19 protein-coding genes are annotated in these 25,230 nt (G+C 34.4%); all 19 read left to right on the top strand.

From position 1 onward, the window contains the following. Positions 1–233 precede the first annotated feature (233 nt). Positions 234–929 (top strand): response regulator transcription factor, encoded by a 696-nt coding sequence (locus tag R9X47_RS04795; protein ID WP_432665588.1) that lies wholly within the window; start codon positions 234–236, stop codon positions 927–929. 18 nt (positions 930–947) lie between these two features. Further along, complete coding sequence (locus tag R9X47_RS04790) at positions 948–2,786, top strand: ATP-binding protein (protein WP_432665587.1); 1,839 nt, start codon at positions 948–950, stop codon at positions 2,784–2,786. An 82-nt stretch (positions 2,787–2,868) separates the two neighbouring features. Then, positions 2,869–4,275, top strand: a complete 1,407-nt coding sequence (locus R9X47_RS04785) for a YfcC family protein (protein WP_432665586.1) — start codon at positions 2,869–2,871, stop codon at positions 4,273–4,275. A gap of 285 nt (positions 4,276–4,560) precedes the next feature. After that, a complete protein-coding gene (locus R9X47_RS04780; RefSeq protein ID WP_432665585.1) occupies positions 4,561–5,403 on the top strand; it encodes a MurR/RpiR family transcriptional regulator in 843 nt (280 codons plus the stop codon). Between the two features lie 120 nt (positions 5,404–5,523). Beyond that, positions 5,524–7,155: an ABC transporter substrate-binding protein gene (locus R9X47_RS04775; RefSeq protein WP_432665584.1), complete on the top strand. Its 1,632-nt coding sequence runs from the start codon at positions 5,524–5,526 to the stop codon at positions 7,153–7,155. Between the two features lie 146 nt (positions 7,156–7,301). After that, a complete protein-coding gene (locus R9X47_RS04770) occupies positions 7,302–8,267 on the top strand; it encodes an ABC transporter permease (protein ID WP_432665583.1) in 966 nt (321 codons plus the stop codon). Between the two features lie 4 nt (positions 8,268–8,271). After that, positions 8,272–9,207 (top strand): ABC transporter permease, encoded by a 936-nt coding sequence (locus tag R9X47_RS04765; protein ID WP_432665582.1) that lies wholly within the window; start codon positions 8,272–8,274, stop codon positions 9,205–9,207. A 15-nt stretch (positions 9,208–9,222) separates the two neighbouring features. Continuing rightward, positions 9,223–10,209, top strand: coding sequence for an ABC transporter ATP-binding protein (locus R9X47_RS04760; protein ID WP_432665581.1), 987 nt, complete (start codon positions 9,223–9,225; stop codon positions 10,207–10,209). After that, the gene (locus R9X47_RS04755; RefSeq protein WP_432665580.1) at positions 10,202–11,197 is read left to right on the top strand and encodes an ABC transporter ATP-binding protein; all 996 of its coding nucleotides are present in this window, start codon (positions 10,202–10,204) and stop codon (positions 11,195–11,197) included. Before R9X47_RS04760 ends, R9X47_RS04755 begins: the two co-directional genes overlap by 8 nt. 17 nt (positions 11,198–11,214) lie before the next feature. Continuing rightward, the gene (locus R9X47_RS04750) at positions 11,215–12,390 is read left to right on the top strand and encodes a M20 family metallopeptidase (RefSeq protein ID WP_432665579.1); all 1,176 of its coding nucleotides are present in this window, start codon (positions 11,215–11,217) and stop codon (positions 12,388–12,390) included. 214 nt (positions 12,391–12,604) lie between these two features. Then, complete coding sequence (locus tag R9X47_RS04745; protein WP_432665578.1) at positions 12,605–15,844, top strand: SNF2 helicase associated domain-containing protein; 3,240 nt, start codon at positions 12,605–12,607, stop codon at positions 15,842–15,844. A gap of 179 nt (positions 15,845–16,023) precedes the next feature. Then, complete coding sequence (locus R9X47_RS04740) at positions 16,024–16,698, top strand: FadR/GntR family transcriptional regulator (protein ID WP_432665577.1); 675 nt, start codon at positions 16,024–16,026, stop codon at positions 16,696–16,698. Positions 16,699–16,735: 37 nt separating this feature from the next. Then, positions 16,736–18,094: an acyclic terpene utilization AtuA family protein gene (locus R9X47_RS04735; RefSeq protein ID WP_432665576.1), complete on the top strand. Its 1,359-nt coding sequence runs from the start codon at positions 16,736–16,738 to the stop codon at positions 18,092–18,094. After that, positions 18,094–18,405, top strand: a complete 312-nt coding sequence (locus tag R9X47_RS04730) for a DUF4387 domain-containing protein (protein ID WP_432665575.1) — start codon at positions 18,094–18,096, stop codon at positions 18,403–18,405. Before R9X47_RS04735 ends, R9X47_RS04730 begins: the two co-directional genes overlap by 1 nt. Before the next feature lie 55 nt (positions 18,406–18,460). After that, positions 18,461–19,390, top strand: coding sequence for an ABC transporter permease (locus R9X47_RS04725; RefSeq protein WP_432665574.1), 930 nt, complete (start codon positions 18,461–18,463; stop codon positions 19,388–19,390). A 15-nt stretch (positions 19,391–19,405) separates the two neighbouring features. Then, entirely contained in the window at positions 19,406–20,293 is an 888-nt protein-coding gene (locus tag R9X47_RS04720; protein WP_432665573.1) for a carbohydrate ABC transporter permease, read from the top strand. Between the two features lie 30 nt (positions 20,294–20,323). Continuing rightward, entirely contained in the window at positions 20,324–21,844 is a 1,521-nt protein-coding gene (locus tag R9X47_RS04715; protein ID WP_432665572.1) for an extracellular solute-binding protein, read from the top strand. Positions 21,845–21,860: 16 nt separating this feature from the next. Continuing rightward, on the top strand, positions 21,861–23,027 hold the full coding sequence (locus R9X47_RS04710) for an ADP-ribosylglycohydrolase family protein (protein ID WP_432665571.1): 1,167 nt from the start codon (positions 21,861–21,863) through the stop codon (positions 23,025–23,027). 15 nt (positions 23,028–23,042) lie between these two features. Beyond that, complete coding sequence (locus tag R9X47_RS04705) at positions 23,043–25,157, top strand: ADP-ribosylglycohydrolase family protein (RefSeq protein WP_432665570.1); 2,115 nt, start codon at positions 23,043–23,045, stop codon at positions 25,155–25,157. Positions 25,158–25,230 lie beyond the last annotated feature (73 nt).

Raw genomic sequence — 25,230 nt, 5'->3', positions numbered from 1 at the left:
TATAAATATGATACATTAGTAAAAAATAGAAAAATCTATAGTTATATCATACCAGAATTTAACATTTAAATGAAAGTATCAAAAGGATATTGAAAGGGGCATTTATGAAAAAAATTCTTTTCTATTTGTAGCGGCTGCAGCTATTGTAATACTTAGTAAGAGATAGGACAAGGATTATGATGAAGAAATTGAAGATGATTTATACATAGAAATAAATTGAGGTGATATAGACTGTGGATAAAATAATGATTGTTGATGATGAAAAAGATATTATTTATATGATTAAGGATTTTACGAAAATCTATGATATTCAAGTTATCGAGGCATTTAGTGGCGAAGAAGCCTTAGAAAAATTTGATGAAACGATTAAGATGTTGATAATAGATATAAATATGGATGGAATGTCGGGAATAGAGTTATGTAAGAAAATCAGAGAATCAAGCAATGTCCCTATTATGTTCTTGACATGCAAAAATTCTCAAAGAGACATAATACTTGGACTTGGTGTAGGAGCAGATGATTATATAACAAAGCCCTTCGATCCAATTGAGCTGATAGCTAGGGCAAAGGCTAATATTAGAAGGTATAAGGACTATAATAAAGTGGAAGTAGTGAAAAATGATGACATTATCTCTTTTAATAATATAAAGGTTTTAAAGAATAGTTATAAGGTTTTAAAAGATGATGTTGATACAAATCTTACTGCAAAGGAATTTAAACTGCTATTGTATCTTATTGAAAATGCGCATTTGGTTTTAAGCCGTGATCAAATACTTGATAACGTTTGGAATAATAATTATTATGACAAGAATGTAGTTACTACCACGGTAAAAAGACTTAGAAGAAAAATAGAAGACTATCCAGACAATCCTTCGTATGTCAAGACTGTTTGGGGAGTGGGGTATGTTTTTGAAGCAAAATTAAAATAAGACGGTAGAGTGATAATAATGCTAAAGATAATTAAAATCAGAACAAAGATTACTACTACATTATTGTTGGTTGGAATTGTAACGGCTCTCTTTATTAGTACAGCTAGCCTGATTGTATTATTAAGTACGACTTCTAAACAAGCAGGTGAGATTGGACTGGAATCTGCTAAGTATAATGCAAAGATTATTGAATCTTGGATAAATGAAAGGTCAGCTATACTAAAAAATACATCGGCTCAGATCTCAAGCCTAGAAGAGTTCAATGAAGAAAAAATTCGAAAAATACTCTATACTTCTAGTAAGGCCTATGAAAGTTTTTATAGCATATTTGTTGGTTTTGAAAATAATAAATTGATTGATGCAATGGGTTGGAAACCACCACGAGATTATCAAGTTTCCTCTAGACCATGGTATCAATTAGCTGTTAAAGATGGTACTTTAGTAAATACACCGATTTATATAGATAAAAACAAAAATCAATTAGTAACTTCAATAGCTATACCCTTAAGTGTACAAAATACCAAAGGAGTAATTGCAGCAAATATTCCAATAGATGAGATTGTAACCCAAATTGGAGACATAAGCTATGGCAATACAGGATATGCCATATTAGTTGATGAGAGGGGTCATGTCATAGCAAGTCCAAATAAGGATTATATTATGAAATCTATTAGTGCTATATTTAATAATGTCAGTAAGGATACTCTAAACAGTATTAATAAGAGTAGTTCTGGAATTGAAACAATAATATTTGAAGGGAAAGAGCAATTCATTGCATACGCGGAGATAGAACTCTATAATTGGAAAATTATATTAACTGCTCCAAAATCAGAATTCCATAGACCTATTAGAGACATGCTGTTTTATTTTGCAATAATATTCTTCATATGTATAACTATAATAACCTTAACTGGATTTATGTTAGGTAAATCCATATCGAAACCAATTGAATCCCTTATAAAATCTATATCTCTTTTAGCACATGGAAACCTTTCAAATGAAATAAATATTGAAACCAACGATGAGATAGCTATATTAAGTACAGAACTAGATAAAATGAGAATAAATCTAAACAAGATATTTCAAAGTATGAGGTATGAAAGTAATCTTTTAGCCATGAATACTAAAAAGCTGTCGGGCCATCTTGAAGAAACCCACAACAGTACCTTAGATTTTATTTCTATGTTATCCCACGACTTAAAAACACCAATAACCTTAATAAAGGGATATATAAAGGGGCTAAAACTTGGAATTGTTGTAGAGGAACAGAAAAAGGCTGAGTATCTAGACAGAATACATTTAAGGGCTGAGCAAATAGAAAATATTACTTCTGATATATTGGATTCTGCCTATGAAGTAAATAAGTCACTTATCTTGGCGAAAATTCCTGTATATGTCAATGAATTTGCTAAGGAGCTATTAAAAAATGCTAAAATTCATATTGAAAACTCCAATAGACAGTTCGAAGGAAATTTAAACATTAGAGATGATTCAATAAGGATTAATGTAGATAGAATAAAAATAAATAGGGTATGGAATAACTTAATATCAAATGCTATAAAATATTCAAAGCCAGACACTAAGATTAACATCTCAATAATACAAGATGAAAGCTTCATCAGATTTATCGTTAAGGATAATGGAATTGGAATAAAAGAGGATGAATTTGAGAAGATTTTTAACATGTTCTACAGGGTAAATGAAAATCGAAGAATAAAGGGCTATGGTTTGGGACTTTTTATATCTAAGGCCATTATTGAAGCCCATAAGGGAGAAATTTTTATAGAATCTGAACATGAAAGAGGTACAACTATAAGCTTTAAGATACCTATTTGTCATAAAAATGACACAATTTAACTATAATTGTGTCATTTTTATTTTGTATCATTAAATATGTAGGAATATTCTAAAAATTAAATTATGACAAGGAGGTTCTTTCATGGTTGATTCAAAGACCAAAAAAGGTGGAAAATTTAAATTTCCCCATGCATTTGTACTTTTATTCGCTATTATCGTTTTAGTTGGTATATTAACTTATATCGTACCTGCAGGAGAGTACAACAGAATCGAAGTAAATGGGAGAAAAGTTGTAGACCCTACAAGCTTTCATTTCATCGATAATACTCCAGTAGGAATTTTCGACTTCTTTACAGCAATTCCAAAGGGTATTCAATCGGGATCATTTCTAATAATCATGATATTGATTATAGGTGGTGCAATCAAGCTATTTGACGGAACAGGGGCTATAAGAGCTGCAATTTTAAAATTAACAGATACTATTGGAGAGGAAAAGGATTCCTGGGTATTAGCATCGATTATGGTTTTCTTCGCCTTTCTAGGTGGGTTTCCTGGAATGTTAGAGGCGGCCATTCCATTTGCTCCACTATGCATAGGTATTGCTCTGACCTTAGGTTATGACGCCTTGGTTGGTATCTCTATATCATTAGTAGCGATTGCTATTGGATGGACAGCCGGTCCTTCAAACCCTTGGACCGTTGGTATAGGCCAAACCGTAGCGGAACTTCCAATGTTCTCAGGCTTTGGTTACAGACTGGTAGTACTTGGGGTACTTTTAACGGCTTCAATAGCCTTTGTGCTGAGATATGCAAAAAAAATAAAGAAGGATCCTACTAAGAGTATTGTATATGGTATGGATACTAAGCATCTGGTCGGAAATAATAATGAGAAAATAGAGTTTACCTCAAGACATAAACTAGTACTACTAACCTTTATCATTACCATTATTTTTATAGTAGTTGGTGCACTAAAGTGGAAATGGGGAATTCCACAAATGTGTGCAACCTATATAATAGGAGCTATAATAGGTGGAAAGTTTGCAGGATACAACAGTGATAAGATAGCAGATGAACTATTAGAAGGTGGAAAGGCGATATTTATTGGAGCTATGGCAGTGGGCTTGGCAAGGGGGATAAATGTTGTAATGACCGACGGGCATATTGCAGATACTATTGTCTATGGGATATCTTCGTTGCTAAAGGGAATGCCTCCAGCAATAACAGCAGTTGGAATGTTCGTGGTACAGACCTTAATCAACTTCTTTATACCTTCGGGTAGTGGGCAAGCTATGGTAACTCTTCCAATACTGATTCCAGTAGCCGATATAATAGATTTAAATAGACAGATTGCTATACTTGCCTTTCAATTTGGCGATGGATTATCGAATCTTTGTTACCCAACAGTAGGTGGCTTAGTTGCTTTCTTAATCTATTCTAGAATATCCTTTAATAAGTGGTTTAAATTTATTTTTCCTTTTATGATTATGGTATGGACATTGGCAGCTTTACTATTAATAGGAGCAGTATTAATAAATTTTGGACCATTCTAATAAATTAATATATTTTAAGACAGACCCTTGATTCAGAAATGAATTTAGGGTTGTTTTATTGAGGTCATTTCTCGAAGAAAAATCTGACCCGAGCGAAGGAATTCGATATCCTCGAGTTTTTATTTTGAAAATTTATGATGTTTGAATAGAAGTAAAATAAAGCAAACACTTTAATAATATATAAAAATTAAATTATACGCTTTACATCAAACTTCTATTAAAGTATAATTTCAATAACGAAATTTTCAAAAAATTCACAATAGACAAAAAAGGACTGATGCCTAAGTGGACATAATTGATAAGATAAGAAGTGAATATACAAACCTTAGCAAAACTCAAAGGAAAATTGCTGACTATTTACTTGAGCATTCTAATAGGGTTGCATTTATGACTTTAAGGAAAATGAGTGAAGAAGTCAATACAGCAGAGGTAACGATATTAAATTTCTCAAAAAAAATTGGATGTAGCAGTTTTATAGATTTAAAAAGTGAATTTCAGGCATATATTAAAAGCAGGTCAGTGCACCCAGAAAAACTGAGCACTGCCTTAAGCAAAATAGAGAGCATAGATAGTAATTTAGCAGAGATCATAAACTCAGAAATGAATTGCGTTGAAGATGCAATTAATAAAATTGATGTAAACGACATTAAAAATGCTACTAAGTTAATAAAGGAAGCGTCGAAAGTTTACTTAATTGGAGCGGGTATATCTGAAGCAGTAGCAAACTTTTTATTGTTAAGATTAAAGCATTTGGGAATAAGTGCAGAGATATTCAATATAACCTCGTACAATTTAGTAAGTCTACAAATGTGCAAGCGACTTGAAAATAGTGTGTTTATAGTTGTATCACTGCCAACTTACACGAAGCTTGTAACAAGATTTGTAGAATACCTTAGAGAGAATAATAATAGTGTAATTGCATTAACTGATTCATTGAAATCACCGGTTGCTAAGTATGCAAATGTTGTTTTTACATGTTCGACTAATTCTGTTCTGTTTTTTAATACTATTACAGGATTAATAAGTATTTCAAATATTTTGCTTACGTCTTTGGCAATAGAATCTAAAGAAGGGATTTTAAACAGTATTGAACAGTTAAAGGAGTTTGAAGAGAGATTTCTTGACTAAATCGAGATGGGGTTAGGGTTTTAATTCTTATGTGTTAAAGTAGCATGACTATGCTTATTATTATGCTACAAAGTAGTCTAGCACATAAAGTTAAACATATATTTTAAAGGGGGAAAAACCATGTTTAAAAGAGTATTAGCAATGATACTAGTATCACTAATGGTACTAGGACTTTTTGCTGGCTGCGGAAGTACAAATGACACTGCGGCTGAAAAAACACCTGCGAAGAGTGAGACGACTGAACAAGAGCAAGGGGCAACTGAAGAGAAGAAGAAAGAGGTTACAATTGCTCTAGCTTCAGATTCACTATCGATGGATCCACATGACTATGATGAAACAGTTACAAATGCAATCAATATGCACATTTTTGACACCTTGATTGGGTATGACGCTATGCTTCAAACGACACCAGCTTTAGCAGAAAACTGGGAGATAAAAGAAGATGGCTTGACTTGGGTATTTAAACTTAGAAAGGGTGTTAAGTTCCATAATGGCAACGATTTTACAGCCGATGACGTTTTATACTCCTATGATAGAGCAAAAAATAACGAGATTTCATCAAATAAGAGCTATGTTGCAAATATTGAGAGTATGAAGAAGATCGACGATCATACTATTGAACTAGTTACTCCATTTCCGTATTCTTTGTTACTATCAGACCTGAAAAATGTAATGATAATAGACAAAGAATATACTGAAGGTATGAGTGATGAAGAAATAGCTCTAAATCCTATGGGAACAGGAAGATATAAATTTGTTGAGCATGTTAAGGAAGATCATTTAGATTTAACTATAAACGAAGATTTCTGGGGCGAAAAACCAGCAATTGAAAAGGTTAGATTTAGACCGATTACTAATGAAGCTACTAGAACGGCTACGATGTTAAGTGGTGAAGTAGACTTTACTGTAGATGTTGCAGTAAGAGATGTCGACAGATTGAAGTCAAACTCTGACATAGATGTGATAGAGCAGCCAAGCCTTAGAATTATATACCTTAATTTTGATGGTTGGAGAGACGAATCTCCGATGGTTCAAAAGCCAAACCCATTGAAGGATATAAGGGTTAGAAAGGCAATTTATCATGCTATAGATGAGGATACAATAGTAAAGAATGTCATGAATGGGCAGGCATATGCTGCTACATCATATATACCTGATGTTTTCGTTGGACATAACCCTGAGATTAAGAGACTTGAGTACGATCCAGAAAAGGCCAAAGCTCTTTTAGATGAAGCAGGCTATCCAGATGGATTTACTATTACCCTTGATGCGCCGAATAACAGATATGTAAATGACGAGCAAATTGCACAATCGGTAGCAAGTTATCTACAAAAAGTAGGGATAAAGTTAGAATTGAATCTTATGCCTAAATCATTATTCTTTAAGCACATAACTACAAGAGAGGATAAGACCAGCTTCTGTATGACAGGTTGGGCTGATAGCGGTGGAGAAGGCGCTATATTACTTAAAGATTTACTTTACACATACGGTCTAAAAGAAGGCTATGGTAATGTTAATAGAGGATATTACACTAATCCTAAGCTTGATGAATTAATTGATAAAGCTTATCAGACATCTGATGTTGATGAAAGAGCAAAGCTTGTAGCAGAGGCTGCTAAGATAGCGGCCGATGATGTAGCATACATCCCACTACATTTCCAAAAAGACTTATTTGCAAAGAAAAAGAATATAAGCTATACTCCAAGACCGAATAAATACATACTTACTTGGGATATGGATATTATTGAATAGGGTGTCTCAAAATAGCGAATTTCTGAAACACCCCGGGGTTGAACTCATGAGAGTCCTTTATGAGACAGCCCCTTTCTTCAGCGAATAATCTGTAAAAGTTTAAGTACTGAAAGATTTTTTCATCTTGTTAGAATTGAGGTGGACTTATGATTAAATACATCATCAAAAGATTTTTACAAATGTTTGTTGTATTATTTGTCGTTTCACTAGTTGTATTTATACTTACAAACTATATAGGTGATCCTATATCAATGCTTCTTCCAGAAGATGCATCAGAGGAAGAAATACAATTGGCAATAAAACGTCTCGGATTAGATAAACCCTTCCATGTTCAATATGGAATTTTTATTAAGGATATATTGAGCGGAAACTTTGGAAAGTCATACGTTTTTAGCAGGCCTGCTTTAGGATTAATAGTCGAGAGGATTCCAGCAACCCTAGAAATTGTCATGACGGCAATGATAATGGCCATAGTTCTTGCTATACCCCTAGGAGTTTATGCTGGTGCTTATCCTAAAAGGCATAGTAGTAAAGTAATAATGGCTGGATCGATATTGGGTATATCTTTACCATCCTTTTGGGTTGGAATGATGATGATATACGTTTTTTCCGTGATGATGGGGTGGATGCCTGCCTCAGGAAGAGGAGAAGCTATAGAAGTTTTTGGAATGAGATTGAGCATTTTTTCTGTTAGTGGATGGAGGCATATTATATTACCTGCATTTACCCTTGCTTTAAGTAATATTGCAATGCTACTTAGGCTTACTAGAGCCGGTATGCAGGAAAATATGAGACTGGATTACGTTAAGTTTGCTAGGGCTAAGGGAGTTTCCTCTAGAAAAGTACTATTTGGCCATGCCCTTAAAAATGCTTTAATACCAGTTGTTACTGTCTTTGGCGTAAGAATAGGTAGATTAATAGCCTTTACAACTATAACAGAGACAATTTATGCTTGGCCTGGTATGGGTAAACTACTTATAGATTCAATATATATGGCGGATAGACCTGTAATAGTGGCCTATCTAATGATGGTAGCAGTTATGTTTGTAGTTATAAACTTTGCTGTAGATATCATTTATACAGTAATCGATCCTAGAATTGAATTGAGGTGATTAAATGACAACGTCTACTAAATCACAAAACCCAAAACCAAATGAAAAAACTTCTGTTGGTGAAAAATTAAATAGAATTAGATCCTCAGAATTCTTTTACAACTATAAAAGAAATATACCGGCAATAATCGGATCAATAATCATATTGATAGCCCTATTTCTAGCTATATTTGGACCTCTATTTGCTCCTCAGAATCCCTATGACTTAACTGAAATAGATTTAGCCGATGCATATAAGCCACCTGTTTGGCAGGAAGGTGGAGATTCACGTTTCATTCTTGGTACCGATGATCAAGGAAGGGATATTTTAAGTGGGATAATATATGGGAGTCGAGTATCTCTATTTATTGGATTATCTGTTACTATACTGTGCTGTATCATTGGAACCACCTTGGGACTATTATCTGGATATTATGGTGGAAGAATTGATTCTCTCATAATGAGGATTGCAGATATCCAATTATCATTTCCATCGATGCTTATAGCTCTATTCATCATGTCAGCTTTTGGAAGGGGAGTAGATAAGCTTGTGTTTGCACTTACCCTTGTTGGATGGGTTATTTTTGCAAGGACAGTCAGGGGCGAGACACTATCGGTAAAGAAAAAGGAATTTATAGAAGCAACTAAGGTAATTGGCCTTCCAAACCATCAAATTATTTTTAAACACGTATTGCCTAATGTTTTTACATCTGTCATAGTTATTTCGACTATTAAGGTTGGAGATTTTATTTTAACTGAAGCAACTCTCAGCTTCCTAGGGGTAGGGGTTCCAATAACAAAACCTTCATTAGGTTTACTTGTGAAAAATGGATTTGATGTATTATTTAGTGGTCTATGGTGGGTTTCGGTATTTCCAGGGTTTTATATTATGCTATTAGTTTTTGGAATAAATTTACTTGGTGATTTTTTAAGGGATGAGTTAAATCCTAAGTTAAAATAGTTTAGAGGTGAAAGCATGGGGAATAAACTTTTAGAGGTGAAGGAGCTTAAAACATATTTCCATACATTTAAAGGAATCGTTAAAGCCGTTGATGGAATTAGTTTTTCCTTAGATAATGGCCAAATACTAGGAATCGTAGGAGAGTCAGGAAGCGGTAAGTCAGTTACTAGTTTTTCGATCTTAAAGTTAGTTGAAGAACCCGGTGTTGTTGAAGCTGATGAAATACTATTTAAAGGTGAAGATTTAGTTAAAAAGTCTGAAAAGGAGATGATAAAGGTAAGAGGGAAGGAAATATCAATGATATTTCAAGACCCTATGACATCCCTAAATCCTTTGTACACTGTACAAGATCAAATTGAAGAAATGTTAGTCTTACATGATAATCTAAATGAAAAACAGAGAAAAGAAAGATGTATAGAGCTATTAAGACTTGTTGGGATTCCAAATCCTGAGATGAGACTGAAGTCTTATCCACACCAATTCAGTGGAGGAATGAGGCAAAGAGTTATTATTGCAATAGCACTTGCAGCTAACCCAAAACTAATAATCGCTGATGAACCTACGACTGCGTTAGACGTTACAATACAAGCACAAATACTAAAGTTGATGAAGGAACTAGTAAAAAATAACGATGCATCTTTGATACTTATAACCCACGATTTAGCCGTAGTATCACAAATGGCAGATAGGATTGTAGTTATGTATTGTGGGAAAATAGTTGAAGAAGGAAGTACCTATGACATAATAAACAATACCACCCATCCATATACGGAGGGACTGTTAAATTCAATACCGAAATTAAGCAAAAATCAAGATAGGCTTGAGCAAATACCAGGAATGGTACCCAACATGTTTGACCTACCAAAGGGATGCAAATTTGCTCCAAGATGCAAATATAGTAAGGAAAAATGCTTTGATGAAGAACCAGGAAATATTATTGTAGGAGAAGGACATCGTACTGCCTGTCATTTCCCTTTAAAGGAGGGATGTAAGATTGACTAAGTTGATAGAGGTTAAGGATTTAGTTCAAAAGTTTAATCTTACTACGGACTTTTTAGATAAGTTAAAGTTTAGAAATGGGAAAATAAAAATTGAAAGTAAGATAGTAAATGCTGTTAACGGTATAAGCTTTCACGTAAACGAAGGAGAAGTTTTTAGTTTAGTTGGTGAAAGTGGTTGTGGCAAGTCTACAACAGCAAGAACTATTATTAAATTAATAGAGCCAAAGGATGGAAGTATCATTTATAAGGGCAAGGATATAACTAACTGGGATTCAAACCAGATGCTTCCCCTTAGAAAAGATGTACAAATGATATTTCAAGACCCCTATGCATCATTGAATCCTAGACAAAAGGTGAAGGATATTATTATGGAACCGATGTTGTTCCACAAGGTAGCCTCTAGTAAGGATGAAGCATACGAAAAGTGTATAGAAATATTGATGAAGGTTGGTTTGAGGCCAGAGCAAGCAAACAGATACCCGCACCAATTTAGTGGGGGACAAAGACAAAGAATAGGGATCGCAAGGGCACTTGCGGTGGAACCAGAGTTTATTATTGCTGATGAACCAGTATCTGCCCTAGACGTTTCTATACAGGCACAGATACTGAATCTATTGATGGATTTAAAGGATGAATATGGATTCTCATACCTATTTATAGCCCATGATCTATCGGTAGTTAGACATATCAGTGACCGGTTGGGAGTTATGTACCTAGGGACTATCGTAGAGAAGGGGAGCAAGGAGCAGATTTTCTCAAACCCAGTACATCCGTATACTAGAGCTCTGTTTTCTGCAGTTCCAACTATAAATGAAGAAAGTATAACTGATTCATTGGAGCTTAAGGGAGAAATTCCTAGTCCTATTAATCTGCCTAGCGGATGCTATTTCCACGAACGTTGTCCATTTGCACAGGAAATCTGTAAGAAAGTAAGTCCAAGTCTAAAGGAAATAGAGGATGGACACGAAGCAGCTTGTCACATCTTATAAAAAAGGTGGTAATGATCATGAAAAAGAGGACTATACAAAATGAGGTCGATTTGATAGAAAATCAGTTATTAGAGTTATGTGAAAAAATCCATGCAAACCCTGAGTTATCATTTAAAGAATACAAAGCTTCACAGTGGATAATTGAACTTTTGAGAAAGCATGGATTTGAAGTGAGTGAAAAGATTGGGAGATTAGATACGGCATTCAAGGCGAGGTTTAAGGCAGAAAAACCGGGTCCACGGGTAGCTTTTTTAGCAGAGTATGATGCTTTACCTGAGATAGGCCATGGATGCGGACATAATATAATTGCCACCTGTTCAGTAGGTGCTGCCATTGGACTAAGCAAGGTTTTGGAAGACTTAGCTGGAGAGGTGATTTTAATGGGAACACCGGCGGAAGAGGGTGGTGGAGGAAAGATAATACTACTAGAGGAAAATGAGTTCGAAGATATTGACTATGTCCTGATGATACATCCAACTTCAAATCGTTCAATAATTGGTAGGGGTGGGCTAGCGGCAACTAGGATTACAGTTGAATTCAAAGGTAAGGCCGCACATTCCTCATCTCCGGAGAATGGAATCAATGCGCTAAGTGCTGTTATAGCTGTTTTTAATGGAATAGATGCTTTAAGACCGACATTTGATATGAAATCCAATATAAATGGAATAATAACTAGTGGGGGAGATGCGGCAAATATCATTCCTGAACATGCAAGATGTGATTTTAGTGTAAGAGCTAAAACACTAGCTGAATTGAATAATTTAATAAAAATGATTAAAAGAGTAGTTGATTCTGCAGAAGTCCTTACAGGAGCAAAGGCAACTATTAATATAGGAAGATTATACGCCGAGAGATATCCAAATATAACTATGGGAGAAGCATTTAAGAACAATATGGCTGAGCTAGGTGAAGAAATGGGGTATCCTGACCCTGATAGAAAGGTTGGGTCATCAGATATTGGAAATGTCACATTAAAAGTCCCTGCCATACACTCGTACTTGTCTATTGCAGATAATAGTGTTAATGCCCACTCAATAGAGTTTACTAAGGCTTCCATATCTGAGCGGGGAAAGGAAATAGCTATTAAGGGAGCGAAAGGATTAGCTATGACAGGATATGATATATTACATAATGAAGTTCTAAGAAAAAAGATAAATAATGAGTTTCAAGAAAAAGTCCCTAAAATTTATTAATAAATTTTAGGGACTTTTTCAGACACACAGGAAAGTATAAGCTTCTCATGAATGTGGATGAATATAATTTCCGTTATGTGTTCCCAAAAAATTAACCCTCAGAATCTTTGTCAAAGATTTTTTAAATAAAAACTGTTAAAATATGAGCTAATTATGTTTATAATATAGGTATGGCTGCTTTAAATTAGTCGATAATCTACAAGTGAGGTGAGCTATGCTACATATATCAAGGGAAGAAATTAAGGATATTGCTACGAATGAGCTGACCTTCGCGAGAGGAGAAAAATATTTTTTAGAGGGTAAAGCACGAATAATCAATTTTGACCAAAATACCCATACATTTTCTGCCGTGGTGGCAGGAAAATTTCCTTATTCAGTAAAAGCCGAATTTGATGAAGATGGATATTTCTGTGATGCAGCTTGCAACTGCCCGGCCTATGAAGAGTATTGGGGTTATTGTAAGCATATTGTTGCAGTACTTTTTGAGGTAAGAAAAAAGAAAATTAGAAAAGAGCTTGACTATCTTAGGGAAGAAGAAAATGTGAAAAACATTTTAGATTTTTTTAACTATCAAGAAAGCGCTAGAAAGATTCCAGTGAATCTTGAAATAACCTTTGAACTAGTGGTAAGTAGGTATAGCGCTTTTAATGATGCATACCTTAGCCTGAGAATAGGCGAAAGCAAACTCTATGTAGTTAAAAGTATTAAAAAGCTTATTGAAAGCACTATAAGGAAAGAGCCTTTATATTTTGGTAAGGAATTTAACTTTGATCCAAATGTATATTGCTTTAAAGAAGAAGATAAGCCTATAATCGACATGCTAAAGAATCTTTATGATAATGAGGAAACCTTAAGGGATTTGTCCTTTCACTATAAAAATCCCAGCCTTCTAAGCGGTAAAAGGGCAAATTTACCTCAAAGTACTATTACGAAGCTTTTTCAGCTTCTGGGAGATAGGGACTTTAATGCCGTTATTAATAATATAACCTATAAAGATATAAAAATAAACCACGAGGATTTACCCGTTGATTTTTTCCTGACTAAGGAAAATAATGATCTCAAATTAGAGGTGAATTTAGAAAACAATTTAATTCCCCTCGATAGAGAAGGAGAATATATCTTTGCAAATGAAGGAATCTACAGGATCACTGAGTATCAAAGAAGGAATCTAAAGCCCTTCTATGAAGCTCTTAATAAACAAGATGGTAATCTTATAAAAATTCCAAGTAAATATAGTGAAAGATTTATCTCAGAGGTATATCCTGTTATTAAAAAACTTGGTGAGATTAAGATAGATGAAAGGGTTAAGGATTCCTTTTACAACCCGGGACTTAAGCCAAAGATATATTTTGATAATGTAGATAACAATATTACAGCAGATATTAAGTTTATATATGGGGATATAACACTTAATGCATTTAATGACAGAGACAATGTTCGTATAGATGATAGAATAATCCTAAGGGATATTAGTAAAGAAAAAGAAGTACTTGGATTTTTTGAAGTATCAGAATTCAAAGTTAGTAAAAACCACATATATTTAGATGATGAAGAAAAAATGTTTGACTTCATGTATCACAAGCTACCGATGATTCAGGAAATAGCAGATGTATATTATTCAGATAGCTTTAAAAATGTCAGAATTCAAGATTCTACTTCATTTTCAGGTGGAGTAAGATTGAACTCACACAACAGCTTACTAGAATTTAATTTTTCTGTTGAAGGAATAAATAATTCTGAACTGATGGATGTTTTTGATTCTTTAAAAGAAAAGAAAAAATACTATAGATTAAAAAGCGGTGCATTTTTACCATTGGACATTAAAGAATTACATGAAATGTCAAGCCTATTTGAATATTTAGATTTAGAGCATAATGACTTTGAAAAGGATGTAATAAATATTCCTAAATTCAGAGCATTGTATATAGATGAGCATCTCAAGGAGTCAAATATAAACTCCATTAAGAGAAATCTAAAGTTTAAAGAATTGGTTCAAAATATAAAGGAACCTGGAGATATAGATTATAAAATTCCATGTGAATTAGAGGATGTTCTAAGGGGATATCAAAAACTTGGATTTAAATGGCTAAAAACCTTACATGCATATGGATTTGGAGGGATTTTAGCAGACGATATGGGGCTCGGTAAAACCCTACAGGTGCTGACCTTTTTACTTTCGGAAAGGAATGATAATGGGAATAACCCTTCGATTATCGTTGCACCTACATCACTGGTTTACAACTGGTTAGCTGAGATAGAGAAATTTACACCAGAATTAAAGACTCTCATTATAGCCGGTAAAAAGGGTGAAAGAGAGAAGATAATAAGTAATGTTAAGGATTATGATGTTGTAATCACTTCATACCCACTTATTAGAAGAGACATAGATTTATATAAAGATATAGATTTTAGATTTTGCATACTGGATGAAGCTCAGCACATAAAAAATCCTCAATCTCAGAATGCCAAATCCGTAAAGGAAATAAGTGCTGAGAGTTATTTTGCACTTACAGGAACTCCAATTGAAAATTCATTAACTGAATTATGGTCGATTTTTGACTTTGTAATGCCAAGTTACCTTTTAAACCATAGCAAGTTTCTGAAGAAATTTGAAAGGCCTATAGTTAAAAGTAGAGACAATACTGCGCTTAAGGAATTGAGTAGATACATAAGACCATTTATTCTAAGAAGGATAAAAAAGGATGTACTTAAAGAACTGCCGGATAAAATTGAAAACAAGGTAACAGTTCAACTTACAAATGAACAAAAGAAAATATATCTAGCATACCTTCAGAAGATAAAGGGAGAAATCGAAGAAGAGATCAGGGATAAAGGCTTCGAAAAAAGCCATATTAAGATTCTTGCTGGGTTGACGAGACTTAGACAGATATGCTGTCATCCATCGATGTTTATCGAAGATTATGAAGAAACAAGTGGCAAGCTTCTTCTTCTGGAAGAATTGATTAATGAAGCCATCGAGGGAGGCCATAGAATTCTGCTGTTTTCTCAATTTACTTCGATGCTAAGCATTATTAGAGCAATGCTGCAGAGAAACGGTATAGAGTTTAAGTACCTTGATGGATCAACTAATATCAGGGAAAGAGGAAAGCTCGTTAAAGAATTTAATGAAGGTAAGGGCAATATTTTTCTGATATCTCTAAAGGCTGGAGGAACAGGGCTTAACTTAACAGGTGCAGATACGGTTATACACTTCGATCCATGGTGGAATCCTGCTGTTGAGGAACAGGCAACCGATAGAGCCTATAGGATAGGTCAGAAAAATACAGTTCATGTAATGAAACTGATAACTAAGGGAACTATTGAGGAAAAAATATATAAATTGCAGGAAAAGAAAAGGAAATTGATTGAATCTGTAATCACACCAGGAGAAACCCTTGTTTCAAAGTTAAGTGAGGAAGAGATTAAGGATCTTTTTGAATTAAGCATTGATTAGATTTAATGATATCCAACCATATAGATGAAAAAGAGAGAGAAAGCATCTACTAGTTAGTGTAGATGCTTTCTTTTTTTATTTATAAAAAAATGAATTAGTAACATAAATTATAAAATTATGAATACTATTTAATTAGTTATATTGTTAAACAATTAAACCATTAGACTAGAGGTGAGAGTATGGCTTTTCAGAAGGTGCAATCGGAGAGATTATCAGATAAAGTAGTAAATCAAATTTTGAGCTTAATAGAACGTGGAGAGTTAAAGCCGGGAGATAAATTCCCGTCAGAAACTGAATTTGCAAAGCAATTGGGAGTAAGTAGGGGAATACTGAGAGAAGCTTTAACAATTCTCCAAAGTAAAGGTTATATTAGCAGAAAACCAAAGGATGGGACCTATATCAGAGAGTTTTTTGAGAAGAAGGATTTCCATGAATCAATTTTAGAGACATTCCAAAAAGCTTCGTATCTAGACTTATTAGAAGTAAGGGAAACTTTGGAATCGAGGATTGTTGAGTTAGCTATAGAAAGATGTACTGATGAAGAACTTGAAGAAATAGAGAAATGCTTAGTAATGGATGTGGAGGATTTTAATGTAGTTGCAGATCAAGATTTTCATCAAAGGATAGCTACTCTTACTAAGAATACGATTCTGACAAATTTTATGTACATATATTATGATATGATTCATGACTTGGCAAACAAAACATTGAAAAGGGAAAAACGTAGAGAACAGCTTATAAAGGAACATAGGGATATTTTGAATGCATTGAAGGAAAGGGATGCTGAAAAAGCAAAGTCGGCAATGAAATTCCACTTAAGTAAGGTAAAGGAATCTGTTAACAAATTGAAGTAAGATATTGATTTAGAAACTAAATTTGGGGTTGATTATATTGGTTGAGTGTAGAATTTTATCTCCTTGTGGGATTTTAGGATATGGATATCCAATAGAATCCTTTTTAGAGGGTATGAGGTTAGAGCCACATGCAATAGTTGTTGATGCGGGCTCTACTGACGCAGGTCCCCATAAGCTTGGAGCTGGAGTAGGGATTGTAAGTAAGTTGGCTGTAAAAAAAGACTTGATACCGATGCTTATACATGGGGTAAAAAACGACATACCAGTTATCATAGGGTCTGCTGGTGGAGCAGGGGCAAGACCCCATGTTGAATGGACACTAGAAATAATCAAAGAAATTTTACAAGAGAATGATATGAATGAAAAAATTGCTGTTATATGGTCAGATGTTTCGAAGGAAATAGTTAAAAACCGGTTAAGTAATAAGAAAATACTAACTATAGATAATTCCCACAGTCTGACAGAGGAGCTAATAGATGAAACGAATGGGATTGTAGGACAAATGGGAGTAGAGCCTATTTTAGAAGTACTAGAAAAGGGGATAAAGATAATTGTCTGTGGAAGAGCTTATGACCCTGCACCCTTTGCAGCAGTTGGAATACATAACGGATTTAGGGCTGAATTGGCCTATCATTTAGGAAAGATACTGGAGTGCGGAGCTCTGTGTGCAGAACCTGGAACTACAAAGGATTGTATTTTAGGAATCTTAAGGGAAAATGATTTTTTAGTAAGACCATTAAATAGTGAGAGAAGATGTACATCAATAAGTGTGGCTGCCCACACCTTCTATGAAAAGGACCACCCATATATTCTCCTTGGCCCAGGGATTAGGTTGAACCTATCAAAATGTACTTTTGAAGAGATAGGTAATGGAGTAGTAAAAGTCTCAGGAAGTGAAATCGAATATACCGGACCATATTACGTAAAACTAGAGGGTGCTAAAAAGGTAGCCTATAGAACATTTGTAGTTGCAGGAGTAAGAGACCCTATTATGATAGAAAATATTGATGAAATTGAAAAAGCGATATTAGGGCAGGTACAAAAATATTTCAATGAAATTCCTAAATGTGACTATAAAATTAACTTCTACAACTATGGGAAAAATGGTGTGATGGGTCTAAAGGAGCCAGAAGTTTTTAGTGGTTATGAAATAGGGCTACTCATGGAGGTTCTAGCAAAAACTCAAGAAGTGGCGAGCGCAATATGCGCAGCTCTTCGATCTACTCTTTTACATTATCCCTATAGAGGAAGGAAGTCAACGGCAGGTAATCTAGCCTTTCCATTTTCTCCAAGCGATATCGAATTTGGAGCAGTATATGAATTCTCAGTATACCATTTGATAGAGGTTGAAGACGGTTCAGAGTTATTTAACATTGAATATTTAGGAGGGGAGTAATGGATAAGTTATATGAAATGGCTAAGGTGATTAGGAGTAAAAATTCAGGACCTTTTAAAATAACCCTCGATATATTATTCGATGATAAAAGTAAGTATGAAAAGGTAAAAAACTCAGAGGTATTAACAAAAGAAAAAATTGCATCGCTATATAGTATTCAAGAGGCTAGTATTAGCTGTTTGGTATTCTTTGATCAAGCCCTAGGTATAAAGATAACCTTTTTAAGAGATATATCATCTGGGACTATTGGAGATAGGGATGTATACGGGGCTCAGCAGCATGCACCTCTTATGAAAATTATGGTGAGTTAAAGTTGTTGTCAATTACTCAATGCTGTACTTAATATGCTTTAAGGGGGACAGGGAGATGCAGGACATTTTAAGTACCAGAAGTAAAAAGATTAAGAGAATAATCAATAGATTAAAGGAAGATAGTATTTTATATTTTCTAATTATACCTTGCATTTTATATTTTATAATTTTTCACTACATACCTCTAATAGGAATGAAATTGGCATTTCAAGATTACAGGATTATTGGAGATAACATATGGGTGGGGTTAAAGCACTTTAAAGTCCTATTTAAATCTCCAGCATTCTTTAAGGTACTTAAGAATACAATTATCATTAGCTCGATGAAGATGTTCATTTTCTTCCCAGTGCCAATAGTATTATCGTTGCTCATTAATGAAATAAGATCAAGTAAATATAGAAAATATGTCCAGTCGGTTATATATCTACCGCATTTCCTTTCTTGGGTAGTTATAGCCGGTATATGGATTTCATTACTATCAACTAATAATGGAGCTGTAAACCAAATAATAAAGATTTTTAATGGAACCCCTGTGGATTTTATGACTAGCAAGGAGCATATTAGATGGGTACTTTTATATTCAGAGATGTGGAGGAGTGCAGGTTGGGATTCTATTATTTATTTAGCTGCAATAACGAAGATAAGTTATTCATTATATGAAGCTGCAATGGTCGAAGGGGCCAGCAGATGGCAGCAGACTATATATATTACCCTTCCAGAGCTAAGACCAACAATAGTTACAGTATTTATATTGAATCTAGGATTTTTTATGAATGCCGGATTTGATCAAGTTTACAATATGATGAATGACTCCGTCATCAGTGTGGTAGATATATTAGATACATATGTATATCGTGTTGGATTAGCAAATGGACAGTATGCATATGCTACGGCGGCGAGTCTATTTAAGGGTGTAATAGGTATCATATTAATTTCATCAACCCATTTGGTTTCAAAAAAATTAACGGGTAAAGGAATATGGTAGTATAGGAGGTTTGCCATGAAGATAAAGAAAATTCCCAATGTACTTTATTTGCTCATTTTAATAGGTCTATTTGTACTCACCTTAGTCATGCTGATTCCTATACTAAACATTTTGGCACTATCTCTATCAGATCCAGGAAGGGTAAATGAAGTTAAGGGAATGACAATTATACCAAAGGGTTTTTCCTTAATTAACTACAAGGTACTACTTTCAAATCCAAATGTCTTAAAAAGTATTTTTAATAGCTTATTTATTACGATTTCAGCAACGACCCTTAATATTTTATTGACAAGTATACTGGCCTATGTGCTAACGAGGAAGAACTTGATAGGACGGAAAGTATTAATAACTATACTAATAGTTGTAATGGTCTTTGAACCAGGATTGGTACCAGAATACCTACTTATTAAAAAACTAGGACTAATTGATAGTTATTTATCAGTAATACTATATAAGGCTATAAATGTTTACTACTTAATAATTCTTATGAGATTCTTTGAAGAGGTGCCTGAATCCTTAATAGAAGCGGCAAAAATTGACGGAGCCTCACACATTACAATTTTGTTTAGAATAATGTTGCCCCTAGCAAAGCCCGCAATAGCAACTATTGGATTATTTTATACGGTGTTTCATTGGAATGAATATTTTAGGGCATCAATCTACTTAAATAGTACATCAAAATGGCCTCTACAAGTAGTTCTAAGGCAATTTGTAGTATTGGATGATACGACATCTATGATAGGAGCAGACAAACTACTTTCATTTAGCGATGCTGCTCAATTGAATTATAATGCGTTACAAGCAGGAACCATTATTATTGCAATGATTCCTGTTCTATTGCTCTACCCTCTAATATTAAAGTACTTTACTAAGGGGACCTTTGATGGTGGAGTGAAATATTAAACTCAAATTATTTTTAAGGGGGAATAGAAGATGAAAAAAGTGTTTGCTTTATTATTATCCATTGCTTTAATTTTTTCAGTGATTGGATGCAGTAAACCAAATGAGGTAAAAGCACCGGCGCCAACTAGTGAGACAAGTGAAACGGAGAATCAATCAAAAGAGACTAAAGAAAATGAAGAAAAGAGTAGTGAGCCAGTTACTCTACGAATGGTAATGAAGGATTTGTCACCATCAAATCCAGGAGACCTAAAATATGTAGAAGAATTAGAAAAGAGCTTGGCAAAGCAGGAGATTAAGGTCAAATTTGAAATCGTGGAAACTCCATCAGGAAACTATGCAGAAAAGCTAAACCTACTGCTACTTGGTGGCGATATACCGGATATAATTTATTTCCAAGGTGGGGATAAGCAAATTGCAGAACAAGGCATACTTGAAGATCTAACACCATATATAGAAAAATCTCAAATAGTACAAAAAGCTATGCAGCTCCATAACAAAAAGAGAATGAAAAATTACCCTTACTTAATTTGGTTAAAGCCTATTAAGACTAAGGCACCTGTAGTTAGAAGAGATTGGTTTGAAGCTAGTGAAATGGGAAAGACATTGCTTGAGGATCCATCAATAGACAACTACTATAAGTTTCTAAAGGAATTAAAGGAAAAGAACTTTGATGGAAATGGTCTGCCTAAGTATGGAGTAACTGTTTCAGGTAAAATTCTAGAGCTAGATTCAATTTTTAATCAAGCATTTGGGATTACTGGGGCTTGGGTAAAGAATTCCGAGGGGAAATTTATTTACGGTAAGGTTAGTGAATATGAAAAAGAGAAGCTTGCCTTTTATCAAAAATTATATAAAGAAAACATTTTGGACCCTGAGTATCTGACGAAAAAGTGGGATACGAAGGAAAAAGCATTTTACGATAATAATGTGGGTATGATTATTGGTTCTACAGGTAAAGTAATAGACATCTATGATGGAAAAATGAAAAAAACCAATGGTGAAGAAGCGAGTTTAGTAGTACTTCCACCGGCTAAGGGTAAGGGACAGGGATATTTACCTATCGATGTAACTAAGGAAAGCAGGGGAGTTGCTATTTCATCATTGTCACCTAATAAAGAGATAGCATTTAAAGTCATTGAGTTTCTTGCAAGTAATGAGGGGCAAATGTTAGATAGGTTAGGATTTGAAGGTGAGCATTTTGAAGTTAAAGATAATAAGGTACATTTAACAGAGAAATCTCAAGAATGGTTTGCAAAATTCTTTGAAGTATACTCATGGAAACCAACTGTGGAGATTGTAACTCCTTTATTATCAGAGCCATCACTAGATTCAATGGCTAAGGCCGAAGAATATTATATAGAAGATGTAAACTTCTTGATTCCAGAAGAGTATGCAGCTAGCTGGGATGCCATGACAAATCTTTATAAGGAATATACAGCCGATATAATCACTGGCAAGAAGTCTATTGATGACTTTGATAATTTTGTGAAGGATTGGTATGAAGCCGGTGGAAAAGAGATAACAGAATATGCAAATACAGTTCTAAAATAATGATTCGGAGGATGAGATGGGTAATATAGGCTTTAATGAAAGGGTACAGGGAGTAATACTTGGAACAGCATATGGTGATGCCTTAGGTGCAGTTGTAGAAAAGCTTTCCTACAAAGAAATTAAAGAAAGGTACGGAAGGGTTGAAGGCTTAGATACTAAGTGGTGGAAGGATGATTTACCACCGGAAGAAAGAAGTAATAAAGTAAGGGGACATGGAATAATAACCGACGATACCCTAATGACCCTTGCGCTGATGGAAGTTTATAATAATTTACAAAGGCATATAGATTCATACGATATGGCAGATGAGTTTGTTAAAGAAATTGCCTTTAGAAAAAGATATATTCCAGAATTTCAAAGGGAAGCGTGTATAATAGAAAGACTATTTTATCCTGAAAAATACATTTTTATAAGGCATACCCTATCAAATTGTAATCCTAGGGAAGGTGGTATTGGCAATATGGTCAATTGTGGAGCAGCAATGTATATATCTCCAATAGGTATTGTCAATGCATGTAATCCTAAGGGGGCCTATGATGAAGCTGTTTCATTTGCTATGGGGCACCAATGGAGTTATGGTCTAGAGGCAGCAGGAGTTTTAGCCGCGGCTGTTGCTAAGGCCTTTGTTCCAAGGGTATCAATAAAAGAGATAGTAGAGACGGCCATAGACTTTGCTAAGGACGGTACTAAGATGGCCATAAGAGATATATGTGAAACTGCTCTAAGTCTAAGGAAATATAAAGAAGATAAAGATTTAATAGTAAGAGAATTTCATAAGACTATCAAAACATATTCTCCTATGGGTGATGACGTATCTAGAAGGATTGGAAAAGTTGGTACTCCAAGTAATCACTATACACCGAGCAGATTGTTTAGTATTGAAGAATTGCCTATAGCATTAGGATATTGTTTACTACATGATGGTGAGTTCTTACCAGCTATTACTGACGGTGTTAACTCAGGAAGAGATACCGATTCCATAGGTGTCATGATAGGGTCAATATTGGGAGCGATGTATGGAAGCAGTATGATAAAACAGGAAGACATAGATACATTAGAAAATATTAATAAATGCAATTTGATTGATAATGCGAGCAGATTTGCCAAAACAGCAGCTAAAATTATTAGTGATGATGTAAACAATAATAAAAAGATATCAGCGTATATTGACAGTATGATTTAAAGTGAGGGATTATAAATGTCTGCTATACCTAGTAACTATTTAGAAAAAGTATATTCAGGGATACTTGGTAAGATAATTGGTGTTAGACTTGGAGCGCCGGTTGAACCGACTATATGGACCTATGAGAAAATAGAGGCTACCTATGGCGATATTGACTCTTATATTAAAGAATATAAAAATTTCGCAGCCGATGATGATATTAACGGACCTGTATTTTTTATCAGGGCTCTGATAGATTATGCTAAAGACAGAGAACTTGAGGCTCAGGATGTCGGCAAAGCATGGCTTAACTATACTCGCGAGAGTAAAGGTATGTTCTGGTGGGGTGGATATGGTATTAGTACAGAAAATACAGCTTATTTGAATTTGAAAAGCGGGATAGAGGCGCCTAAATCAGGTTCAGCACAGCTTAATGGAATGGTTTTAGCAGAGCAAATAGGAGGACAGATATTTATTGATTCGTGGGGATTAGTTTGGCCTTCAAATATTGATAAAGCCGCAGAATATGCTGGTAAAGCAGCAAGTGTATCCCATGATAAAAATGGTATTTATGGAGGGAGATTCATAGCAGCATGTATATCTAAAGCATTTGAAACTGATGATGTAAGAAAAATTGTAGATGCTGGCTTATCGGTTATACCAGACAATTGTGAGTACGCTAGAGTAACAAAGGCAGTAATAAACTTCTATGAAAAGAATCCTAAGGATTTTAGAAAGTGTAGAGATTATCTCACTGCAAACTGGGGGTACGACCGATATCCAGGGGTTTGTCATATCATACCTAATGCTGGTGTGTGCATTCTATCATTACTGTATGGTAAAGGTGATTTTTCGAGTACAATTGAAATAGCAACCATGTGTGGTTGGGATACAGATTGTAACGCAGGAAACGTTGGAACTATCCTTGGAGTTGCTCAAGGTCTGGGGGGAATCAAAGGGAAATATAGAAGACCTGTAAATGACATGGTTGTTGCTTCTAGTATTTCGGGATATCTTAATGTTATTGATATACCGACATTTGCTAAGACGATAGCTGCCTTAGGATATGGATTGTCTAAAGAAGAAATACCAGGATATTTATTAGAAAGTGGAAAAGAAGGAGAGATATTTTTTGACTTCAACTTACCAGGTTCAACCCATGGATTTAGGTCGTCGAATGAAAATCTTTTTTCAATATCTCATACTAATGAGATAAGCTACAGCGGAAGTGGTGCTCTACAGATTTTATTTGATAGGGTTTACAGAGGGAAGTCGGGAAAAATATTCTATAAGCCATATTATCGTAGGGACGATTTCGACGATGAAAGATATAGTCCTGGATTTTCTCCATTAGTATATCCAGGTCAAAAAGTTAGTATGAAGCTTTATCTCGATAAGTGGAATGGTGACGATATTGGAATAGCAACATATGTACGTGATACTGTGACAAAGGAAGACTTAAAAGCCGGTTATCAGATACTTCAAAACAATAAATGGAATGACATTGAGTTTGAAATACCAGATACTAATGGTCATATGATTGATGAAGTAGGTATTGTTATAGAAAGCTTTACAAGGCAAAAAAATAAAAATTTAGGAAGAATAATAATCGACAAGTTTAGAGTAGAGGGTAAAGGGATATATAGCATAGATTTTAAAAACGAGTGTATTGAATTTGGATGTGTTACACCATTTGTTCATAATAGAGGGGCATGGACTATAGAAGGTGGAATAATGCAGGGAATGTCCATAGACTCTGCAGAAGCTTATACAGGTAATTATTATGCTAAGGATGTTCATATTGTAGCAAATATTAATCCTCAGTTTGGATTCAGTCATAATCTAGCTTTTCGAGTTAAGGGTACAATGATGGGTTATCATATTGGATTTGATGGGGAAAATAGGGTTTCTTTAATCAAGAATGATCATGGACTTAAGCGGCTATTGACTGTTAAGTATAATTGGGAGATTAATAAAAACTATGAATTTGAATTGATAGCTAAAGGTAATAGATTTATTTTCAAGATCAATGACGAAGATGTAATAGAGTATATTGATAATGATAAATATTTTGAGTATGGTATGTTTGGTTTTAGCAAGTACGATATGGGAAGAACACATTATGGGAAAATATTTGTTGAAGAGTTTTAAATTTTCTATGAGTAATTCTAAATAAGTAAAAGAAAAAAACATTCTTGATAAAAATCGGGAATGTTTTTTTTCC

The sequence above is a fragment of the Wukongibacter baidiensis genome (assembly GCF_050888315.1).
Taxonomy (GTDB): domain Bacteria; phylum Bacillota; class Clostridia; order Peptostreptococcales; family Caminicellaceae; genus Wukongibacter; species Wukongibacter baidiensis.
This window is presented reverse-complemented; position numbering and strand designations above follow the sequence as displayed.

Bases quoted from the DNA above. Each gene is read 5' to 3' on its own strand.
- R9X47_RS04790 (WP_432665587.1), top strand. From the start codon at position 948: ATGCTAAAGATAATTAAAATCAGAACAAAGATTACTACTACATTATTG.
- R9X47_RS04785 (WP_432665586.1), top strand. From the start codon at position 2,869: ATGGTTGATTCAAAGACCAAAAAAGGTGGAAAATTTAAATTTCCCCAT.
- R9X47_RS04775 (WP_432665584.1), top strand. From the start codon at position 5,524: ATGTTTAAAAGAGTATTAGCAATGATACTAGTATCACTAATGGTACTA.
- R9X47_RS04770 (WP_432665583.1), top strand. From the start codon at position 7,302: ATGATTAAATACATCATCAAAAGATTTTTACAAATGTTTGTTGTATTA.
- R9X47_RS04765 (WP_432665582.1), top strand. From the start codon at position 8,272: ATGACAACGTCTACTAAATCACAAAACCCAAAACCAAATGAAAAAACT.
- R9X47_RS04760 (WP_432665581.1), top strand. From the start codon at position 9,223: ATGGGGAATAAACTTTTAGAGGTGAAGGAGCTTAAAACATATTTCCAT.
- R9X47_RS04750 (WP_432665579.1), top strand. From the start codon at position 11,215: ATGAAAAAGAGGACTATACAAAATGAGGTCGATTTGATAGAAAATCAG.
- R9X47_RS04745 (WP_432665578.1), top strand. From the start codon at position 12,605: ATGCTACATATATCAAGGGAAGAAATTAAGGATATTGCTACGAATGAG.
- R9X47_RS04740 (WP_432665577.1), top strand. From the start codon at position 16,024: ATGGCTTTTCAGAAGGTGCAATCGGAGAGATTATCAGATAAAGTAGTA.
- R9X47_RS04730 (WP_432665575.1), top strand. From the start codon at position 18,094: ATGGATAAGTTATATGAAATGGCTAAGGTGATTAGGAGTAAAAATTCA.
- R9X47_RS04725 (WP_432665574.1), top strand. From the start codon at position 18,461: ATGCAGGACATTTTAAGTACCAGAAGTAAAAAGATTAAGAGAATAATC.
- R9X47_RS04720 (WP_432665573.1), top strand. From the start codon at position 19,406: ATGAAGATAAAGAAAATTCCCAATGTACTTTATTTGCTCATTTTAATA.
- R9X47_RS04715 (WP_432665572.1), top strand. From the start codon at position 20,324: ATGAAAAAAGTGTTTGCTTTATTATTATCCATTGCTTTAATTTTTTCA.
- R9X47_RS04710 (WP_432665571.1), top strand. From the start codon at position 21,861: ATGGGTAATATAGGCTTTAATGAAAGGGTACAGGGAGTAATACTTGGA.
- R9X47_RS04705 (WP_432665570.1), top strand. From the start codon at position 23,043: ATGTCTGCTATACCTAGTAACTATTTAGAAAAAGTATATTCAGGGATA.